The organism is Aequorivita aurantiaca (assembly GCF_030410135.1).
Taxonomy (GTDB): domain Bacteria; phylum Bacteroidota; class Bacteroidia; order Flavobacteriales; family Flavobacteriaceae; genus Aequorivita; species Aequorivita aurantiaca.
Genome location: NZ_JAUGQQ010000001.1, coordinates 652,361 through 668,369, shown reverse-complemented (window position 1 = coordinate 668,369; position 16,009 = coordinate 652,361). Strand labels below are relative to the sequence as shown.

At 37.8% G+C, this 16,009-nt stretch carries 12 protein-coding genes; all 12 read right to left on the bottom strand.

The annotated features are described in order from the left end of the window. Window positions 1-6: 6 nt before the first annotated feature. The 12 genes from QRD02_RS03075 to QRD02_RS03020 all read right to left on the bottom strand — a co-directional run bounded on the left by QRD02_RS03075 (window position 7) and on the right by QRD02_RS03020 (window position 16,009). Window positions 7-1,545, bottom strand: a complete 1,539-nt coding sequence (locus QRD02_RS03075; RefSeq protein ID WP_290253426.1) for a phytoene desaturase family protein — start codon at window positions 1,543-1,545, stop codon at window positions 7-9. Beyond that, entirely contained in the window at window positions 1,542-5,240 is a 3,699-nt protein-coding gene (locus QRD02_RS03070) for an MMPL family transporter (RefSeq protein ID WP_290253425.1), read from the bottom strand. The genes QRD02_RS03075 and QRD02_RS03070 overlap by 4 nt, the downstream gene beginning before the upstream one ends. After that, complete coding sequence (locus QRD02_RS03065) at window positions 5,233-6,426, bottom strand: DUF2062 domain-containing protein (protein ID WP_290253424.1); 1,194 nt, start codon at window positions 6,424-6,426, stop codon at window positions 5,233-5,235. Before QRD02_RS03065 ends, QRD02_RS03070 begins: the two co-directional genes overlap by 8 nt. Window positions 6,427-6,652: 226 nt before the next feature. Then, a complete protein-coding gene (locus QRD02_RS03060; RefSeq protein WP_290253423.1) occupies window positions 6,653-8,836 on the bottom strand; it encodes a DUF3858 domain-containing protein in 2,184 nt (727 codons plus the stop codon). 31 nt (window positions 8,837-8,867) lie between these two features. Next, window positions 8,868-10,784 carry a DUF3858 domain-containing protein gene (locus QRD02_RS03055; RefSeq protein ID WP_290253422.1) on the bottom strand — a complete coding sequence of 639 codons (1,917 nt, stop codon included), beginning with the start codon at window positions 10,782-10,784 and terminating at the stop codon, window positions 8,868-8,870. 98 nt (window positions 10,785-10,882) lie between these two features. Then, complete coding sequence (locus QRD02_RS03050) at window positions 10,883-11,377, bottom strand: hypothetical protein (RefSeq protein WP_290253421.1); 495 nt, start codon at window positions 11,375-11,377, stop codon at window positions 10,883-10,885. Then, window positions 11,377-11,745, bottom strand: a complete 369-nt coding sequence (locus QRD02_RS03045; protein ID WP_290253420.1) for an ApeI family dehydratase — start codon at window positions 11,743-11,745, stop codon at window positions 11,377-11,379. Before QRD02_RS03045 ends, QRD02_RS03050 begins: the two co-directional genes overlap by 1 nt. Window position 11,746: 1 nt before the next feature. Next, entirely contained in the window at window positions 11,747-12,373 is a 627-nt protein-coding gene (lolB2, locus tag QRD02_RS03040; protein WP_290253419.1) for a flexirubin biosynthesis protein LolB2, read from the bottom strand. Continuing rightward, complete coding sequence (gene lolA2 / locus QRD02_RS03035) at window positions 12,351-12,980, bottom strand: flexirubin biosynthesis/transport protein LolA2 (RefSeq protein WP_290253418.1); 630 nt, start codon at window positions 12,978-12,980, stop codon at window positions 12,351-12,353. Before lolA2 ends, lolB2 begins: the two co-directional genes overlap by 23 nt. Next, window positions 12,973-13,749 carry a polysaccharide deacetylase family protein gene (locus QRD02_RS03030; protein WP_290253417.1) on the bottom strand — a complete coding sequence of 259 codons (777 nt, stop codon included), beginning with the start codon at window positions 13,747-13,749 and terminating at the stop codon, window positions 12,973-12,975. Before QRD02_RS03030 ends, lolA2 begins: the two co-directional genes overlap by 8 nt. Continuing rightward, entirely contained in the window at window positions 13,743-14,807 is a 1,065-nt protein-coding gene (locus QRD02_RS03025; RefSeq protein WP_290253416.1) for a beta-ketoacyl synthase N-terminal-like domain-containing protein, read from the bottom strand. Before QRD02_RS03025 ends, QRD02_RS03030 begins: the two co-directional genes overlap by 7 nt. Then, window positions 14,807-16,009: a beta-ketoacyl-[acyl-carrier-protein] synthase family protein gene (locus QRD02_RS03020; RefSeq protein ID WP_290253415.1), complete on the bottom strand. Its 1,203-nt coding sequence runs from the start codon at window positions 16,007-16,009 to the stop codon at window positions 14,807-14,809. Before QRD02_RS03020 ends, QRD02_RS03025 begins: the two co-directional genes overlap by 1 nt.

Sequence of the window (16,009 nt, the reverse complement as noted above, 5' to 3'; positions counted from 1 at the left end):
AAACCTTTAGGTGATTTCTTCTTTTTTTGTGGCTTCCAGGATTTTATTCAACAAATACTCGCCTCCCAAAATTTCGGAACAGGTTACCACACCACTGATGGTAACGCCCAATATTCCGTGCATATTCAAACTCTGGCCCGTGAAAAACAAATTCTTGATTTTTGTTCGGGGCGAAACAAATGATTTCAGGGGATTGTTCGCGTCCTTCACATAACCGTACATCGACCCACGGTTGCAGCCAATATAATCTCGATATGAAAGTGGCGTGGAGGCGTGAACCGACTGAATACAATTGCGAAGATGGGGGAATTTCTTCTCCAATTCCGTGATGATAATTTCAGATTTATAGGCCTTGAACTCATCATAAGTTTGTCCCCTTTCGTTCTTTTGTGCTGCAGTATTGAAGGTGTTTATCCACGGTTCCATTTCATCGAAACGCATATACGTCATTACCGTGAGATTATCGCCATATTCCTCTTTGTCCTTTTTGATTCCCATGGAAATCATATACGCTTCCGGCCAACTTTCTTGGGTGTAATTATGCACGTCCCAAATAGCCCGGTAATTCTTAAAATGATAGTAATTGTAGTTTAAATATTTAAAGCAATTGGGCTTTAAAACCAAGTAAAGACTGAATGCGGCCACGGTGCTTTCAATATTTTCAATGCGGCTGGTATATGATTTTCTGAAATGGTCGTGACCAATCATTTGCAGCGTCATTTTTGGGTCTACGTTTGAAATAAATGTATCGCCGTATATAGTTTTACCGTTTGAGGTTTCCACTGCAGTAACCACTCCATTTTCTGTAATGAATTTAGTTACTTCGTGGCGTTTAAGGGCCTTCCCGCCGCTTTCGCGAAAGCGAGCCAGTAGCGCTTTGGTGATTTGGCTCCCCCCGTTGATGCAGCGATAAGAACTTTCAATATAGGAGTTTACTGAGAGCGCGTGCATATAAAACGGAGTACGCGAGCCTTCGCCGGCATATAACAAATTACTTCCTCCCAAAACCGCTTTCAATTTTTCGTTATTGGTTATGGAATCAATAAACTCCTTCGCCTTTACTTCAAAAAGAGAGGTGTTTTCATAATACGGTTTACCGAGTTTTAATCCGTAAAGCGGAAAAAAACTGCAGGTTTCCTTCATTTTTTGACAATAGGCATCAATGGCTTCTTCCTCTGCCGGAAATTCCTCAAGCAGAATTTTTTTGAAGTTTTCATAGCCCTGGGCATGCCTATATTCCTTGGGATCATTGTCAAAAGTGATTCTATCAAAACCATCTTCATCCATTTTCTGTAGGGTAATGTCATCTAAAATATCCAAATATTTAAAATATCTGTACAGATTTTGCCCTTCAGAAAGGCCCCCTATGTAATGGACGCCGGTGTCAAAAATTGTTTTTTCACGAACAAAGGTTTGCAGATTACCGCCGAACTGTTGGTTTTTTTCGAGCACACATACGCTGTATCCTTCCCTGGCCATAATAATTGCCGAAACCAGTCCGCCAAGGCCGCTGCCGATGATAACTACATCATATTTTTCACTCATTTTGCTTTGTTTCCCAAAGGTTTAAAGATACTAATATTAGTATCGTGATATTCAATTTGATAGCCCAATGTAGTAATATTATCGGTTTGGGCCTTAACGGTTTCGTGTAACAAAACTATTGTTTTTACTGATAAATTGGGAAGTTTTATAATTACTTCCGCGGGCATTTTTTCCGAAGAAATAATCACAGTTTCAATATCCTGAAACGGAATTTCGGAAATAGAAGATTTAAAATACAGCCTGTCAAATTTTTTAGTTAGGTAACTGTTTTGAAGTATCGCTCGTGTTTCGGCATCTTCAATCCAGCTGTAAATTTTTCTATCCGGGCCGTCCATCGCCAACAGGAAATCCAACGGGCCCGAACCGTGGGAAATGTGGGCAATATTTCCACTTTTATTGAGCTGCCAAACAGTTTCAAAATAAAGTTCCGCGTTCGCCTTCAAATCCTTTTTGACGGTTTGGTAAAGCGCATCGCCCTTATAGCGGTATTCCTCCAAAATAATTTTATGGAAATAATGCGGACCTTCCACGGTTTTTCTTAGTTTCAGAAATTCCATCTTAAAATATGCACCAATTTTTTTGGCTTGTTGGGTATGGTTTTGCCCAAAAGCGTTGCTAATGGAATGAATGCGCGGCAAAATTTCAACCGTAATACTCCCATCCTTTATTATAAAACTACCTTTGGGGTTCACTTCACTGTTACCGTGAATGAGCACAGGAAGAACATCTAAATTAAATTCATTGGCCAGATAAAATGCGCCCTTGTGAAAACGTTTGATTTTGTTGGTTTGACTGCGCGTTCCTTCGGGAAAAACCATAATGGAATACCCTTGTTTTATTTTTTCGCGAAGCGGTTCCAAACTATTTTCAATGCCGCTGGAAACGGGATAGAAATCTGCCCGCTGTACGGCTTTTCCGAAAATAGGCGAATTATATACCCAATCGTTCACCAAAAAACAAATTTTTGGATGCAACATTCCCACAGCCAAAATATCAAGAAAACTTGTGTGGTTGGCAATAATAACGGCGGGTTTTGAAAAATCCTCATTCGTTGAATTGATTATCGTTTTCTTTACGAATGGATTAGTGTACAGCACCGACTTCATAAATTTTGAAATCACTTTGTGGAACCATCCCATTTTAATTTTTTTGCTGATGGGCAGCACCGGCATTAGCGTGACACTATACAGTGATAGAAAAATGCCCCCCAAACCAAAGTACCCGAATGAGAAAATGGAATGGAAAAACATTCGAGGCATTATAGGCCTTTTTGTGGAACTGCCGATAAAAAGTTTAAACAATAAAGGTTGTAGGGCAAAAGATAGAATCATTGCGGAAAAAATGCCAATTATCGAGACTATTGAAATAGAATATAGCGCGGGATGTTTGGCAAAAACCAAAACGCCCACTCCCAAAATTGTTGTCAGAACAGAAAGCATTATGGATGTTTTGTGCGTGGTCATTACCCTTTCTCCCGTGCGCAGTTCCTTTAACATTCCTTTGGTCATAAAAATGCTGTAATCTATGCCCAATCCAAAAATGAAAGTGGAAATAATAATGTTGAAAATATTAAATTCAATGTGGAAAAGTCCCATAATTCCCAATGTTAAAAACCAAGTGAGGAATATGGGAACAGCAGTAACAAGCGTAAGCGAGAAACTTCGAAAGAAAAGAAAAAGGATGAATAGTACCGCGAGCAAGCAATATCCAATTAAGCTGTTGAAATCGTTTTTCAAATTTCCCAAAAATGTCTCGTTCATTTCCTGCCGGTCAATTACAATGGTATTCGGAATTTTTTTAAAGGTATTTTTTATAGAAGCAGCATTCTCATTGTCGAGCTTTATGAGGGTAGTGATGGTTGTAAAATCTGTTTCTGTGGCAATGTAATCTTCCAAGAGCACGGCGGGTATTTGTTGGTAATCTTCAGGTTTCAAAGTTTGAAAATCACGGTCTAAAAAATTAAAAAAACCGTTGAATGTGGTTGGTTTAAACCCGAGGTTTTCGCCACTTTCAATTAAATTGTTTTGTAATGAATCCGTTCGGGCCGCGTTCCAAAAGCGTTGCCACGCAGCAATTTTTAAACGTTGGTCACGCTGTGAATGCACCAAGGCGCCAATGGAACTAAAACTGCCGATTTTGCCTTCTTCTTTTAAAATTACCAAAGTTTCATGAATGGAATCGTTCAGTTGCAGGGTGCTTTCAACAGATTTTCCATAAGTAGCCAAATAGACGGATTTGGAAGAAATATCAGTCAATTCATCCAAATGTTGCATTGCCACTTTTATTTCTGCAGGTTCATAATTCAATTTCGAAATATCTTTGTTGAACCCCACGCTGTGATATGTGAAAAGGCTCATAACCATAACCGCAGCCAAAGCGCACAACAACCATTTGTTTTTGTGAAAACCATATTCCGCCGCTTTGTCCAAAACATTTTTTTTTCGCTGTTGTGAATTGGCGTTTTTATAAACCAACGGAATAAAGAAAAGCGCAAAAACCGAAGCGCCCAACACGCTAACGGCCGCAAATATTCCCAAATCCTGCAAAGCTTGCGAATCTAAAAACAGAAGACATAAAAACGCCAAAGCTGTGGTTAAACTGCTCATCAAAATTGGCTCCGTTACATCCTTATATAGGCTTTCAAGAGTTTCGTTATTGCGGATGTGGGTTAGGATATGCAACGAATAGTCGAGGGTAACCCCTAACAGTACGGAACCGATTCCCAAAGAAATGGCTGATATCTCCGACCGAACCAAGTACAATAATGAAACTGCCATAAGGCCTCCAAAAAGTGTTGGCACAAAGAGGATGAGTGGCACATAAATTTTTCGATAAAAAACGATAAACACTAAAATTAGCAACGAGAGGGTAATGCCAACGGTAAACTGAATATCTTTTTTTATTTGTTGCGCATTTGCCACTGCAATTAGCGCTGCGCCAAAATATTCACTGCTCACGTTGCCGGAATATTTTTGGTTCAGTGTTCGCTGAAGGGAATATAAATTTTTAGCAAATTGAGCATTTTCCGCTGTTTCGCTACTTGAAAATTTAGGTGTAATGAACAATAGAATATTCCTTTTATCCTTACTCATCAAAAAACCGTCTTTTAGGATAAAATCATCAGTAACGCCAAGTTGGCGCAGTTTTTTTAAAGCAATGAAGGAAAGCCCTAATGGGTCCCGCAAAATCATTTTCTTCGAAACTATGCCCGAGGGAGAAATTAGGGTATGGTAATTTGCCTCGGTGGTTGCGACAATGCTGTCTTTCGGAAGTTTTTCTGAAATGGATGTATAATCTTTTTTATCCAAAAACAATGGTAGGTTTTCATAAACGAAGTCCATGGTTCGCTGTAAATCGTCTTCGTTCACTTTTCCGCGAATATTTTTAATATACGGTGCAGAATGCGCTTGCAAACTATCTACAAATTCGGTGGCGTATTGCGTAAGTTTATTACCCTGAGAGGAATCCGTTTGGCGAATGGTAACGATAATTTTATCCGTGAAATTCACGGTTTTCAGAACCTTTTGAAAATCCTGATTTTCGGAATTAATAGGTATCAATTTCGAAATATCCTCCTCAAATCGAATTTTAGAAACCAACATCACGAGAGCGGCAAGCAAGCAAAGAAAAACTAAAGCACTCGCAATCCGATTTTTAAATAAAAATTGATATGAAACAAAGAACCATTTACCCATTGTTGAGAATCTTTTTCCGTTCAAACAACTTCAAAAAAATGTAGCTAAGCAGTCCGCAAGCGATTGCTGAAGTTACCGAAAGCACCAAACTGCCAACAATATAGGATTTTAAATATTTTACCAGTTCTATACTTGGATCAATTTCATGAATGGAGAGCACAAAATTTTCGCCTAAAAGCCAACTGCCTAATTTCAGGCTAAAGTAAAGGATTAAAGGAATGAACGGCGGTAGGCTCACGTTCGAAAATGCGAAGGCAATTATTTTATTTAAATTTAAAAGCAAAGCCAAAAAAATAACTGTCAAAGTATGAAAACCCCAAAGAGGCGAAAGTCCGATAAATATCCCCAACGCGATGGAAAGTGCTTTTTTTTCAGCGGAGTCATCGCTCCCTAAAAGGTCCTCGAGCACAAATCTTTTAAGACCCTTTTTTTTTAATTTTCTGAAAAGGTTTCGCGGTTTGATGTAAAGAAAAGTGACCAGCACAAACCAAGTATTCAATGCGCTGATACGGCTAAAATCCTTAAACGGCCGAAAGTGGGACACTCTATTTTCCAAATCATAATGAATTTGGATGGGAATATTTTTCACCTCAATTCCACTCCACGCAGCTTTTACGATGGCTTCAATTTCAAATTCAAATTTCTTGGTGTGTAACCTCAGTTCTTTCATTGAAAAAATTGGATACAGTCTAAAGCCAGATTGGGTATCCTGCAGGCGAATTCCAGTTTCCACCCAAAACCAAAAGTTAGAAAACTTATTGCCGAAACTACTTTTTTTGGGAACTCCTAATTGGTCCATATTTCGCGCACCGATGAGCAGGATATTTTTATTCTCTGACTTTTCCAAGGCATTTATAAACACGGGCAGATCTGTCGGAAAATGTTGCCCGTCACTGTCAATTGTAATCGCGTAGCGATATTCTAGATTTTGAGCAGCTTTAAATGCCAAACGAAGGGCATTGCCCTTTCCTTTATTTTGCGGAATGTGTATTTGCTGTACTTGGGGAAATTGCTGCAATATTTCAGAAGTCGAGTCGGTGGAGCCATCATTTACGATAATTACATTTTGAGTGTATTCCAAAACTCCTTCCACCACTTTACGCAGCGTTTTGTAATTATTGTAAGTGGGAATAATTACGCAACATTTCAGGGTGTTGAATTTTTCTGAAATTAGATTTTGGTCCATTTGGGAATTTTGTTCGTTGCGTTCTTTGAGTCTTCACGGGAAATTTCACCGAAAGGCGCAGAGGGATGGCGCAAATATAATATTTAATCTTCTTTGAAGAATTTGTTGAAATTTTTTATCCCCATCAAACATTTTGGTCTTAGTTTCGCCAGGAGTTATTTCATTAAAAATTCTTATTTGCCGAAAATGTGCAGTTGGGAAACTATAAAATCAAACAAGCTTTTTCCTATACTTTTTTCAGCAAAATTTTGGCTTGGGTAAACTGGGAGGCCGCTTCCAAAAATGCAACCATTTGCGGCCACTTGGCGTTAGGCTCATAATTGTTCTTATAGAATTTTTGAATTTTTACCACCAATCTATTTCCATCCAAAGCTGCTGAACTTTTGAATCCTCCCGTTTCATTTTCTACATTACCCGCAAGGTTTTCCAAACCAGAAACGGAATAGCCATCGGGTATGTTTACGACTATTTGATAATTGAAGGAGCGGGGGTAGCTCATATAAATATTGTTTGTCCTGTTTTTTTCTTTATTGCTTAAATCTACCTGACTCACCAATAATTTGCCAATATCCAATATATAATTTTTGCCTGCGGTTTTGATCAAATCATTGCCAATGGTAAAATTCTCGGTATATTCAAAGGAATCTTCTTTTCCAAACCTTCCATTTTTTATGATTTTAAAACTGTAATTATCAATTTTCAGATTGTATTCGCCGGCAGTCCGTTCCTTTATTTTTTCCTGTTGATTGTTTTTTAGTTTTTTCAGCAGGGCCGCATATTCGTTTTTATATTTCTCCTGATCCCTTTTATTTTTTACCCTGTCCAGGATTGGCTCGGTTTCATATTTTGCATGGTCCTCATAAACGTAATCATAATACATCAATATGCTTTTTTGCTCATCAATTTTCGTTTGCCCGTTGTATTCAAAAGAACGGTTAATATCAATACCTGAAAAATCTGGGGCAAAAGTGAGTTCTGTTTTTTCGGTTGAGTTGTTTTCTTTATAAGTAGTTGTTGGCAACTTTACCGTTTCTATATTTTCAATATGCTTTCTATCTACAACCTTTAGGGTGTAGGCATTGGTGTTTTCCAATAGCGGTGACAATTGGTTTGGTGTGGCGTAAGCATCAAAAAATTCGATGTAAACGGGTTTTTCGGTATTTACTTTTAGAATAAAATTGATGTTGCTTTCCAAGAGTAGATCCTTTATATCGCCATTATATCGCTGGGTGCCCACAATAATTTCATAATCTATTTTATTATCCTTTAAAAAAGCCGTGAAGAAACGCACGAAATCTACTTCATTGTTGAAGATTATTGGATTTTTTCCATAAAGCATAAAAGGGTACATAATGTTCGCCTCGTCCATCACGAAGGCTTCCACATAATTGGTATAATAAGCATGGCGGATGTAATAAAAAACTTCTTTCACCTTCTCTTCGTTTGTGGCAAAATTTTTATTTTTTAGGAATCGCTCCACATCGCCAAGTTCTCCATATGGCCTAAATTTATCTTCGTAAAGATTAAAGATTTCTTCTTTCGAAACATTTGTTTTTACGGTGTTCACATCCTCCGGGATAAAGGCATATGCCTTTTTTTCATATTTTCCGGAGCGGGCAAAAAGCACCTGAAATTTATAGGAGGGCAATTCCACCAATGGGAAAAACCAACGTGGAAAATCATTTCTTTCCACATTTTCGGCCGTAAAGGAATATACCCTTTTTTTGTCCTTTTTGGTCGGCTCCACTATTTGCTGAAGTTTTGGCGCGCCATTATAAGTGCTGAAATTTATAAAGAAATCATCTTCCGTTTCCAGCAAAAACTCAAATTTTGCAATGGGATAGTTGTCGCCAATTGTGTTCTCCACAGGTTCATATTGATATAGGTCATTCTCGCCAACAATTGTATTGGTGTAAAAATAATAATCAATAATATCACCCTTTTCCAGGGACGGAATTGCTATTTTCTTTTCATTATTTGTAGTTACGGATTCTTGGTTCACATCTATTTCAATTTCCTCGCCATCAGGTTTTATCACTTTAACTCCCAGATGAAAGGTGTTGGTTACCCGGCTCATTTCCCTATAGAAAACCTTGCCTTCGGTGTATGCAAATTCAGAATATTCCGTAACGGCGGCTTGATCCAGAAGTTTGATCCTCTCTCTTTCAATTTTAGTATATTCAATACTATTGCCGGGGCGGTTATAGATATACTTTACAGTTTTGACAAGGAAAACGGCCGATTCATTTTTCCAGTTTTCAGAAATCTCCATCACATTTCTGTATGGATCATTTTCATTCCAAACCAGATTTTTTACTTGTTCCTGTTTTTCGGTTTCTTTTTTTGATTGTGCAATGGAAGTTATCGAGCATAAAGCAAAAATTGCAATGCATAGAATATTTTTTGTCATACTATTTGGAGTGTAGTTGGGTAGTTAGAAATTAATCTTCTTTTACAAGAATGATTTGTTGGTTATAAATGGATTGAAGACTTTGGATGGTTTCATTCCATTCCTTAAAGTTTGATTTTTTCACAACGGCTTGCTTCATCACGAACTCTTTTCTATAGTGAAGCATGTTGTCCTTAAGTTCAAAATCTATGAAAATTTTATAGTTTTTATTGTTAACGTCAATCCCCTGTGGCAATTCGGAAACTTTATATCCCTCGGGTAACTCTAAATTTATTTCCGACGACAGAAATTCCTTATGCGGAAACTCATAGTCGGTATTACGTTCATTAAAAATCCATTTGCCATATTCTTGGTAATGGTCCAGATTTATATAAATTTCATCATCAAAGGAAGAAACTGCGTTATCCTGCTTTAAGCTGAAATTAATTGAAAGTTGGTCGTCCCGATTTTCCAAATTGGAAGTTTTTATATTTTCGACCATCATATTTCTATCGGCCCTTTTTAAATAATATTCCAAAGCCTCGTTTTTCATTTCGGTCCTTAAGTTGTTAAAAACGTAAAGAAATGTGGCCCTGCTTTCCCCGGAATAAGTAAGCGATACGTTTCCTTCCAAGGCATTATTATTGATTTTTGCATTAAAAACATGTGTTTCCCTATTAGTTTCGGGAGCCACTACGGGCACGGTTTCCAAGATAAATGAGTCTCCATTTTCAATCATGACCTGTTTGCCCTGAATACGTTCGGCATATTCCCCAAACGGATTGAATTTTTCAGTGCCGTCAAGAAATATTTTTTTTCCATTATAAAATACCGTACAGATCATATGGTTGTCCACAGACAATGAGGGGGTGGAATAATCATACGCAATTCGCTTTGTTCCCAACCACGTCAGCCGCGCGTCGAAACCAGCCTCAATCAGCATTTGTTTGGTAAGGTTGGCCATTCCCTTGCAATCGCCATATCTCTTTTTATAAACATTTTGGCATTCGTCTGGCTTGAAACCTGCCAAACCATCCTCAAAAGCGATGTATCGAATGTTGTCTTGAATCCAGTAATATATATTCCGGATTTTTTCCTCTTCGTTCTGAGCGTTTGCGGTAAGTTCCTCAACTTTTGCTTTTAAAACCGAGGGATCATCATTCATGTCGTCAATTAAGGATTTATACCAACTGTACAGATCCTTTGTTTCGTTGAACAAGGTGAAGCTTTTGCCGTCATGGGTGTAGGATTTTGCTAAAATCAGCAAATGTGGATAAAGATAGCTGGGGCCTGGGGATTGCTCTTCTTTATAAACAGCATCCAGTCCCGAAACAGTATATGTAATGATATCGGCATTTTGTTTATCGTCAAAATTCGTAGTTTTTGAAATTTCGTAACCATCGAAATTCATTTCTTTAATTTCGAGGTTTAGCCATTTGGGCACTACAAGAGTGATTTCCCTATTAAGAATGGGGTACGAATCCGTAAAATAAACCGAGGTAAAATATTTAATATCAAATATATTTTTTGTCGCTTCAAAAAAATATTTATATCCCTGTACCGGGAAATCCACACTGGCATATTTCACACGGGCGTCGTTATAGAAAAACTCCTCAATGGTGAAAGCCTCATCCTTAATTTTAAAAAAGGCAGATTTATTATTTCTATATTTTAAACCGAAATTGACTATCTCTGATTGGCCATCATAAAAAATATGTTTTTGGATATCCGTTCTTGAGGAAACGTTCATCATTTCCTCACTAATTTGTCGCTGCACCGAAACTTGTTGATCTTTATCATTAAAACCAAATGTCACAAAATCTTTACTTTTCATAAGCACGAGATCATCATTTGGATATTGAAGTTTTAGAATTTTTGCTTCAGAAATCTCCTCTGGGGTTGGGTCAGAATTTTTTTGGGCCACGCAAAGCGCCGTGGCAAAAAGAAGCAGACATAATATTTTTCTCATTTACAGTATTTTAGAACACTAATCGTCCCAAACAACGAAAGTGTTAAAGAAATGGTAAAATATTAAAAATATTATAAGTAGCGTCTATTTCGTAAGATTTATTTTGATAAAATCAATTTTTCGCTATCCGAAAAATTTCGGGAGTTCAGAGCAAATTCCCTAATAATATTCTTCAATTCTTTTGAAGAAATATTCGCACAGTTTTTCAAAATAAAATTTTTGTCCGATTCAATATTATTATCGTATCCCAAAAATTTAGGCGAGTTTTCCTGCACACTCAATCGGATGTAACGTATTTCAATATTGGAAGGTTCGGCATTTGCGGCGCTTTCAATTAATGAAACACCCTCTTTGAAAAATTCTTTTTTATCGCTTTTCTTTTTTGAGAATTTAGCTTTCAAAGTTAAAACTGCGCCTTTATAAGCCCTCAAAATTGGGTTGCTCGAAACATTTATTGCTGAAAATGTTTGGTCAAGTTTTGAAGTGTTTTCGACGCTTTCCACCGCTTGTGGATACTGCGAACGAATTTCCTTCAAGTCCTGCGCGTTAGAAAAAAAGGAAACAAAAAATAGCAGAAAAAGTAAGTGCTTCATCAATCGATAATTTTAAAAATTGCGTTAAGTTTTAACGCTACGGTCTCATCAAAAGTAGTAGTATTTTTTACCCTTACTTCCCCATTATCCTCCGAAATATCAATGGAAATTTTCAAATCCGGATTTTTATCGGGATTGATAATTGCCATAAATTTTATGTTTGACGAAACCGCCAAAAACAAATTTTTCCCAGTTGCTTCCTCAGTCAATTCCTTAATAATTTGAATCATACAAACGCCCGGCATTACAGGGTTTCCCGGAAAATGGCCTTTAAAAATTGCGTGATCCTTGTTCAAATGGACCATTGCCAAAATCCCCTCGGCGGTCTTTTCATATGCGGTAACCTTATATAATCCTTCGATGAGCATATTATTGTTTTTTGAATTTTTCCAAGTCAATTTTCAATTTGATATTGTTGTGTTTTATTGATATCGTATCTGCAATTTTTCCGTCGGCAGAATTATAATCAATCGTTACTTTTTCCTTCGTTTTTGAGGTATTTACAATTTTTTCAAGCTGTTCCGAAGTTTCATCCAAGAAATAAAAATTGAATCGATCACCACTTTCGGTTTTATAGATTCTTTGGTTTTTAGATTCATACACTGCCAAAACTTTTGCACTCTCGTTTACCAATATTTTAAAATCCTCCTTTAAAATATTCACGATAAATTTTTTATCCATATCCTCAACCACAAAATGCTTGGTAAAAGTGTCGCCTTCAAACTGAAAATCGAACAGTTTGCTCCCAAATTCCGTAGTAAAAACAATACGATGGTTATCTGCCGCAATCTTTTTTATAATCAAAATTCCGCCGAAATTCTTTCTGTAAACCTCGATTTTCGCTTTGTAAACATAGTCTATTTTCGCATTTGAAAAGTATGGATTCTCAACCGTTATTTCATTGAAATGCACCTGTCGAAGCCCTTCCGTGGTTTTTAATGCACACGAAGAAAATATAAAAATCGAAAAAAAACTAATTGCTAAAAGCCGAATCATTTATGGTGCTGTTTAAAACGCGATTACTGAAAATAATTCGGGTAAAATCCTGCGACGGCTCCACCATTTTCACTTCATAAACTTGCGCGTCATCTTTATTGAAAAGCAATTCAAAGGAAGCAATATAACCCGCAATTTTTTTGTCCTTTGGAATGAAAACCGCTTTGTTGTATTTGGGAGATTTAAAGAAGGAAACCGTAAAATCGGCATCGCTGAACATATTCCCTTTTACGCTGTTAACGATCAATTGGTTCAGTTTTTTGAAAAGTTTGCTATTGCCAATATCCACTTTGCTTTTGGTGCCGCCATCGTTTATCAGCAGTTGGTCTTCCTTAAAAATTACGCTGTATTTATACGGATTTGTGTATTCCCACTTCACCAAATTGGGAGCTTTGAAAACCATTTTCCCCGAAGTTTTCACATCGTCGGCTAAAAAGTCGAGATGTTTGTATTGGGTAAAATCCGATTTAATTGTTTGGGTATTTTTTGCGGAAGCGACCACTTTTTCTTTAAAGGAAGCAATTTCCGAAGTGCTCATCGCGGTTTCCTGCGCTTGCATTGCACTGCCAAAAACAATAAAAAATAACAATAAAAAATAACTACGCATAGGCTTCAATTTCAAGTAAATGATCCACGGGAACGGACTGCAATTTGTGCGGAGGCAAAGTTAACAATAACTGTTCCAATACGGCAACGGTTTTCGCGCTGCTGTCGTGAAGTAGAATAATGTCGCCCTTTTTTAAATTCGCAGTAATGCGATTCAGAATTTTTTCTTGGGAATGGTTTGTCGTGTCCAAACTACGCTTGCTCCAACCGATGGAAAAATGACCCGTTTTTTTCAACGCTTTTTTAATGTTCGGATTTGTAACACCGAAGGGGGGACGAAACATTTTAATTTCCTTACCTGTGATTTCCTTTAAAACTGCGTTCGTTTTTTTCAATTCAGCTGCGACTTTTTCCGAAGAAAAAAACCCGAAGTTTTTGGAATGTGAGTACGAATGGTTGCCGATTGTATGTCCTTCTTCAATAATTTGGCGAACAATTTCCGGATGCCTTTCAGCATTTTTTCCAATTAAAAAGAAAGTTGCTTTTGCATTGTATTCTTTTAAAAGAAGTAAAACTTTTGGTGTAAAATCTGGATTTGGCCCATCGTCAAAAGTGATTGAAATATGATTTTCTGAAGTTTTGTAATTGTGGTTTAAGGATTGGAAATGGTAGTTAATTTTAATTTGAAACGAACCGATTGCGGTAATCAAAACCCAAATCACAACAAACAAAACATAAAGCCACACGGGAATGTCACCGAAAAAACCCGCAAGCAGTAATCCAAAAAAGATTACCAATGCGAGCGCATTTATGGTATAAAACCTCAGCATTTTTTTAGTAGAACAAGGCTGTGGTTTTGGCCGCGATATTGATTGTAGCACAAAACCGTTTTAACTTCGGAAGTAGCAATACTGTTGATTTTCAAAATTTCAGGAATACTTTGGATTTTTATAATTTTTGAAGCCAGCCAAATCCCGAAAGCCGAAACGGTATTGTTTTCGCCAACCAAATGTTTGTAAAAAACCTGTTGGGTTTGGCGGAACATCCCTTCGGAAAGTTGGGTGTAATAACTATCAAATTCCACATCGCCGTTGTTTCCCAAAACCACTAAATCGATGTTGTCAATTTTCAGATTATTTTCTTCCAAAAAGTATTCGATGGTTTCAGAAACCCTTTCCTTTTGGAGGGTATTATAAGTTTCAACCGCAAGCAATTCCGCGTAGCAACTTTCCCTTTTTTCGTTGGAAACCGCAAAGAAATTGGCCCCTTCGCTAAAAACAGCGCCTTCAGTTTTAGAATTTAAAACTGTTGAAATAGTAACGGCTTCAGGTTTTATATGATTTATTGTTCGGTGAACTTTTGTGGTATGTTCGCCCAATTCCTCAACACCTCCCACCAAAATATGCTCGGCTTCGTCATTTTCAAGCTGCATTTTTGCGTCGAGCAAAGCCGATTCAAAGGAAATCGCGGAGTGAACGTACGTAAAATTATAAGCTTTGCATTCCATTCCCAAAGCAATCTGCCCTGCAACAGTGTTGTGGGTGCTTTGAATAAATGATGTTGGCGTTAAATATTGTTCGTTATTGTCAATAATCGCGCTCACAAACTTTTCGGAATCAATCATACAGCCCATTCCCGTACCTGTGATTATGGCGTCGACGGTTTCAATTCCCGCTTCGTCCATTGCGATTTTAGAAGCTACAACTCCCATTTTTATCCCTTTCGCCATTCGTCGGGCAGCGGCGGGTGGAATGTATTGTTTGTAATCTGGGTCGTGCGCGAAAATTACGGTATTGTTATAATCGATTATTTCATTCAAAAAAACACTGTTATCAAACGTTTTTTGGGAGGAAATGGAAGCGATGCTATTTATGAAAACCTTCTTCATTAAGCTTCTTTTGAAAATATAACCGTTGAACAATTCCCGCCAAAACCAAGCGAATTGGAAAGTACCGTTTTCAATACTTTTTGTTTCAATTCCGTTTGGGGAACCATTGAAAATTCCTTCATCGGGGTTTTAAAATTCAGGTTTGGAAAAATCACATTATGTTGCAACGCCAATACGGAATAAATCGCTTCAATTGCTCCAGCCGCAGCCAAAGTATGGCCCGTATATGCTTTTGTTGAACTGAATTCCGGTACATTTTCACCAAAAATCCGAAGAATCGCCCTGCCTTCCGAAAGGTCGTTATTACCGGTGGCGGTGCCGTGGGCGTTTATGTAATCAATTTCCGAAGGTTTTAAATTTGCAACTTTCAATGCTTTTTCCATCGCCAAAGTGGCGCCATCGCCATTGTCCGAAGATGCGGTTTGGTGAAAGGCATCGTTGGCATTTCCGTAACCTTTTACGTAAGCTAGCACTTTTTTGTTTTCGACTTTTACAACTTCGTCACTTTCCAAAACTAGAAAGGCAGCAGCTTCGCCAAGATTTAATCCTTTTCGGTTTTCGTCAAAAGGAGTGTTGAAAGTATCGCTTAAAATCATCAAGGTTTTGAAACCGTTGATGGTAAACTTTGAGAGGCAATCCGCGCCACCCACCAAAACACGGTCCAATTTCCCGGATTTTATAAGTCGTGCGCCAAGCATAATTGCATTTGCCGCGGAAGAGCAGGCGGTGCTAATGGTTGTAACCAAACTTTCCTCAATGCCCAATTGTTCGGCGATTTTTTGCGTTGAATCGCCGGCGTGATGGCTTTCAATATATTTTTGAAAAGGTTTTTCGGTTAGATATTCGTAGTAATATTTTTCGGTCATATCCATTCCGCCTACGCTGGTGCCAGATATAATGCCCGTTCTGTGTTTTTTTATATCGGTAATTTCAGCATTTGCAAAAGCCTCCTTTGCGGCAATTACTGCGAGCATAGCAGTTCGGGAATAGTTGTTTTCTGGTGGAAGATTTAGTTGGGCAATTAACTCATCGTTGGTAAATTTCACTTCGCCAACCATAATTTCATCACGCTGAATTGTATCGATGTTATCAACGCGGGTGATGCCTTTTTTTCCATTTATGAGCGCATCATAATTTTCCGGCACATTGTTGCCAATGGCAGAAATAATGCCCATTCCGGTTATGGCTACGCCTTTGCTCAT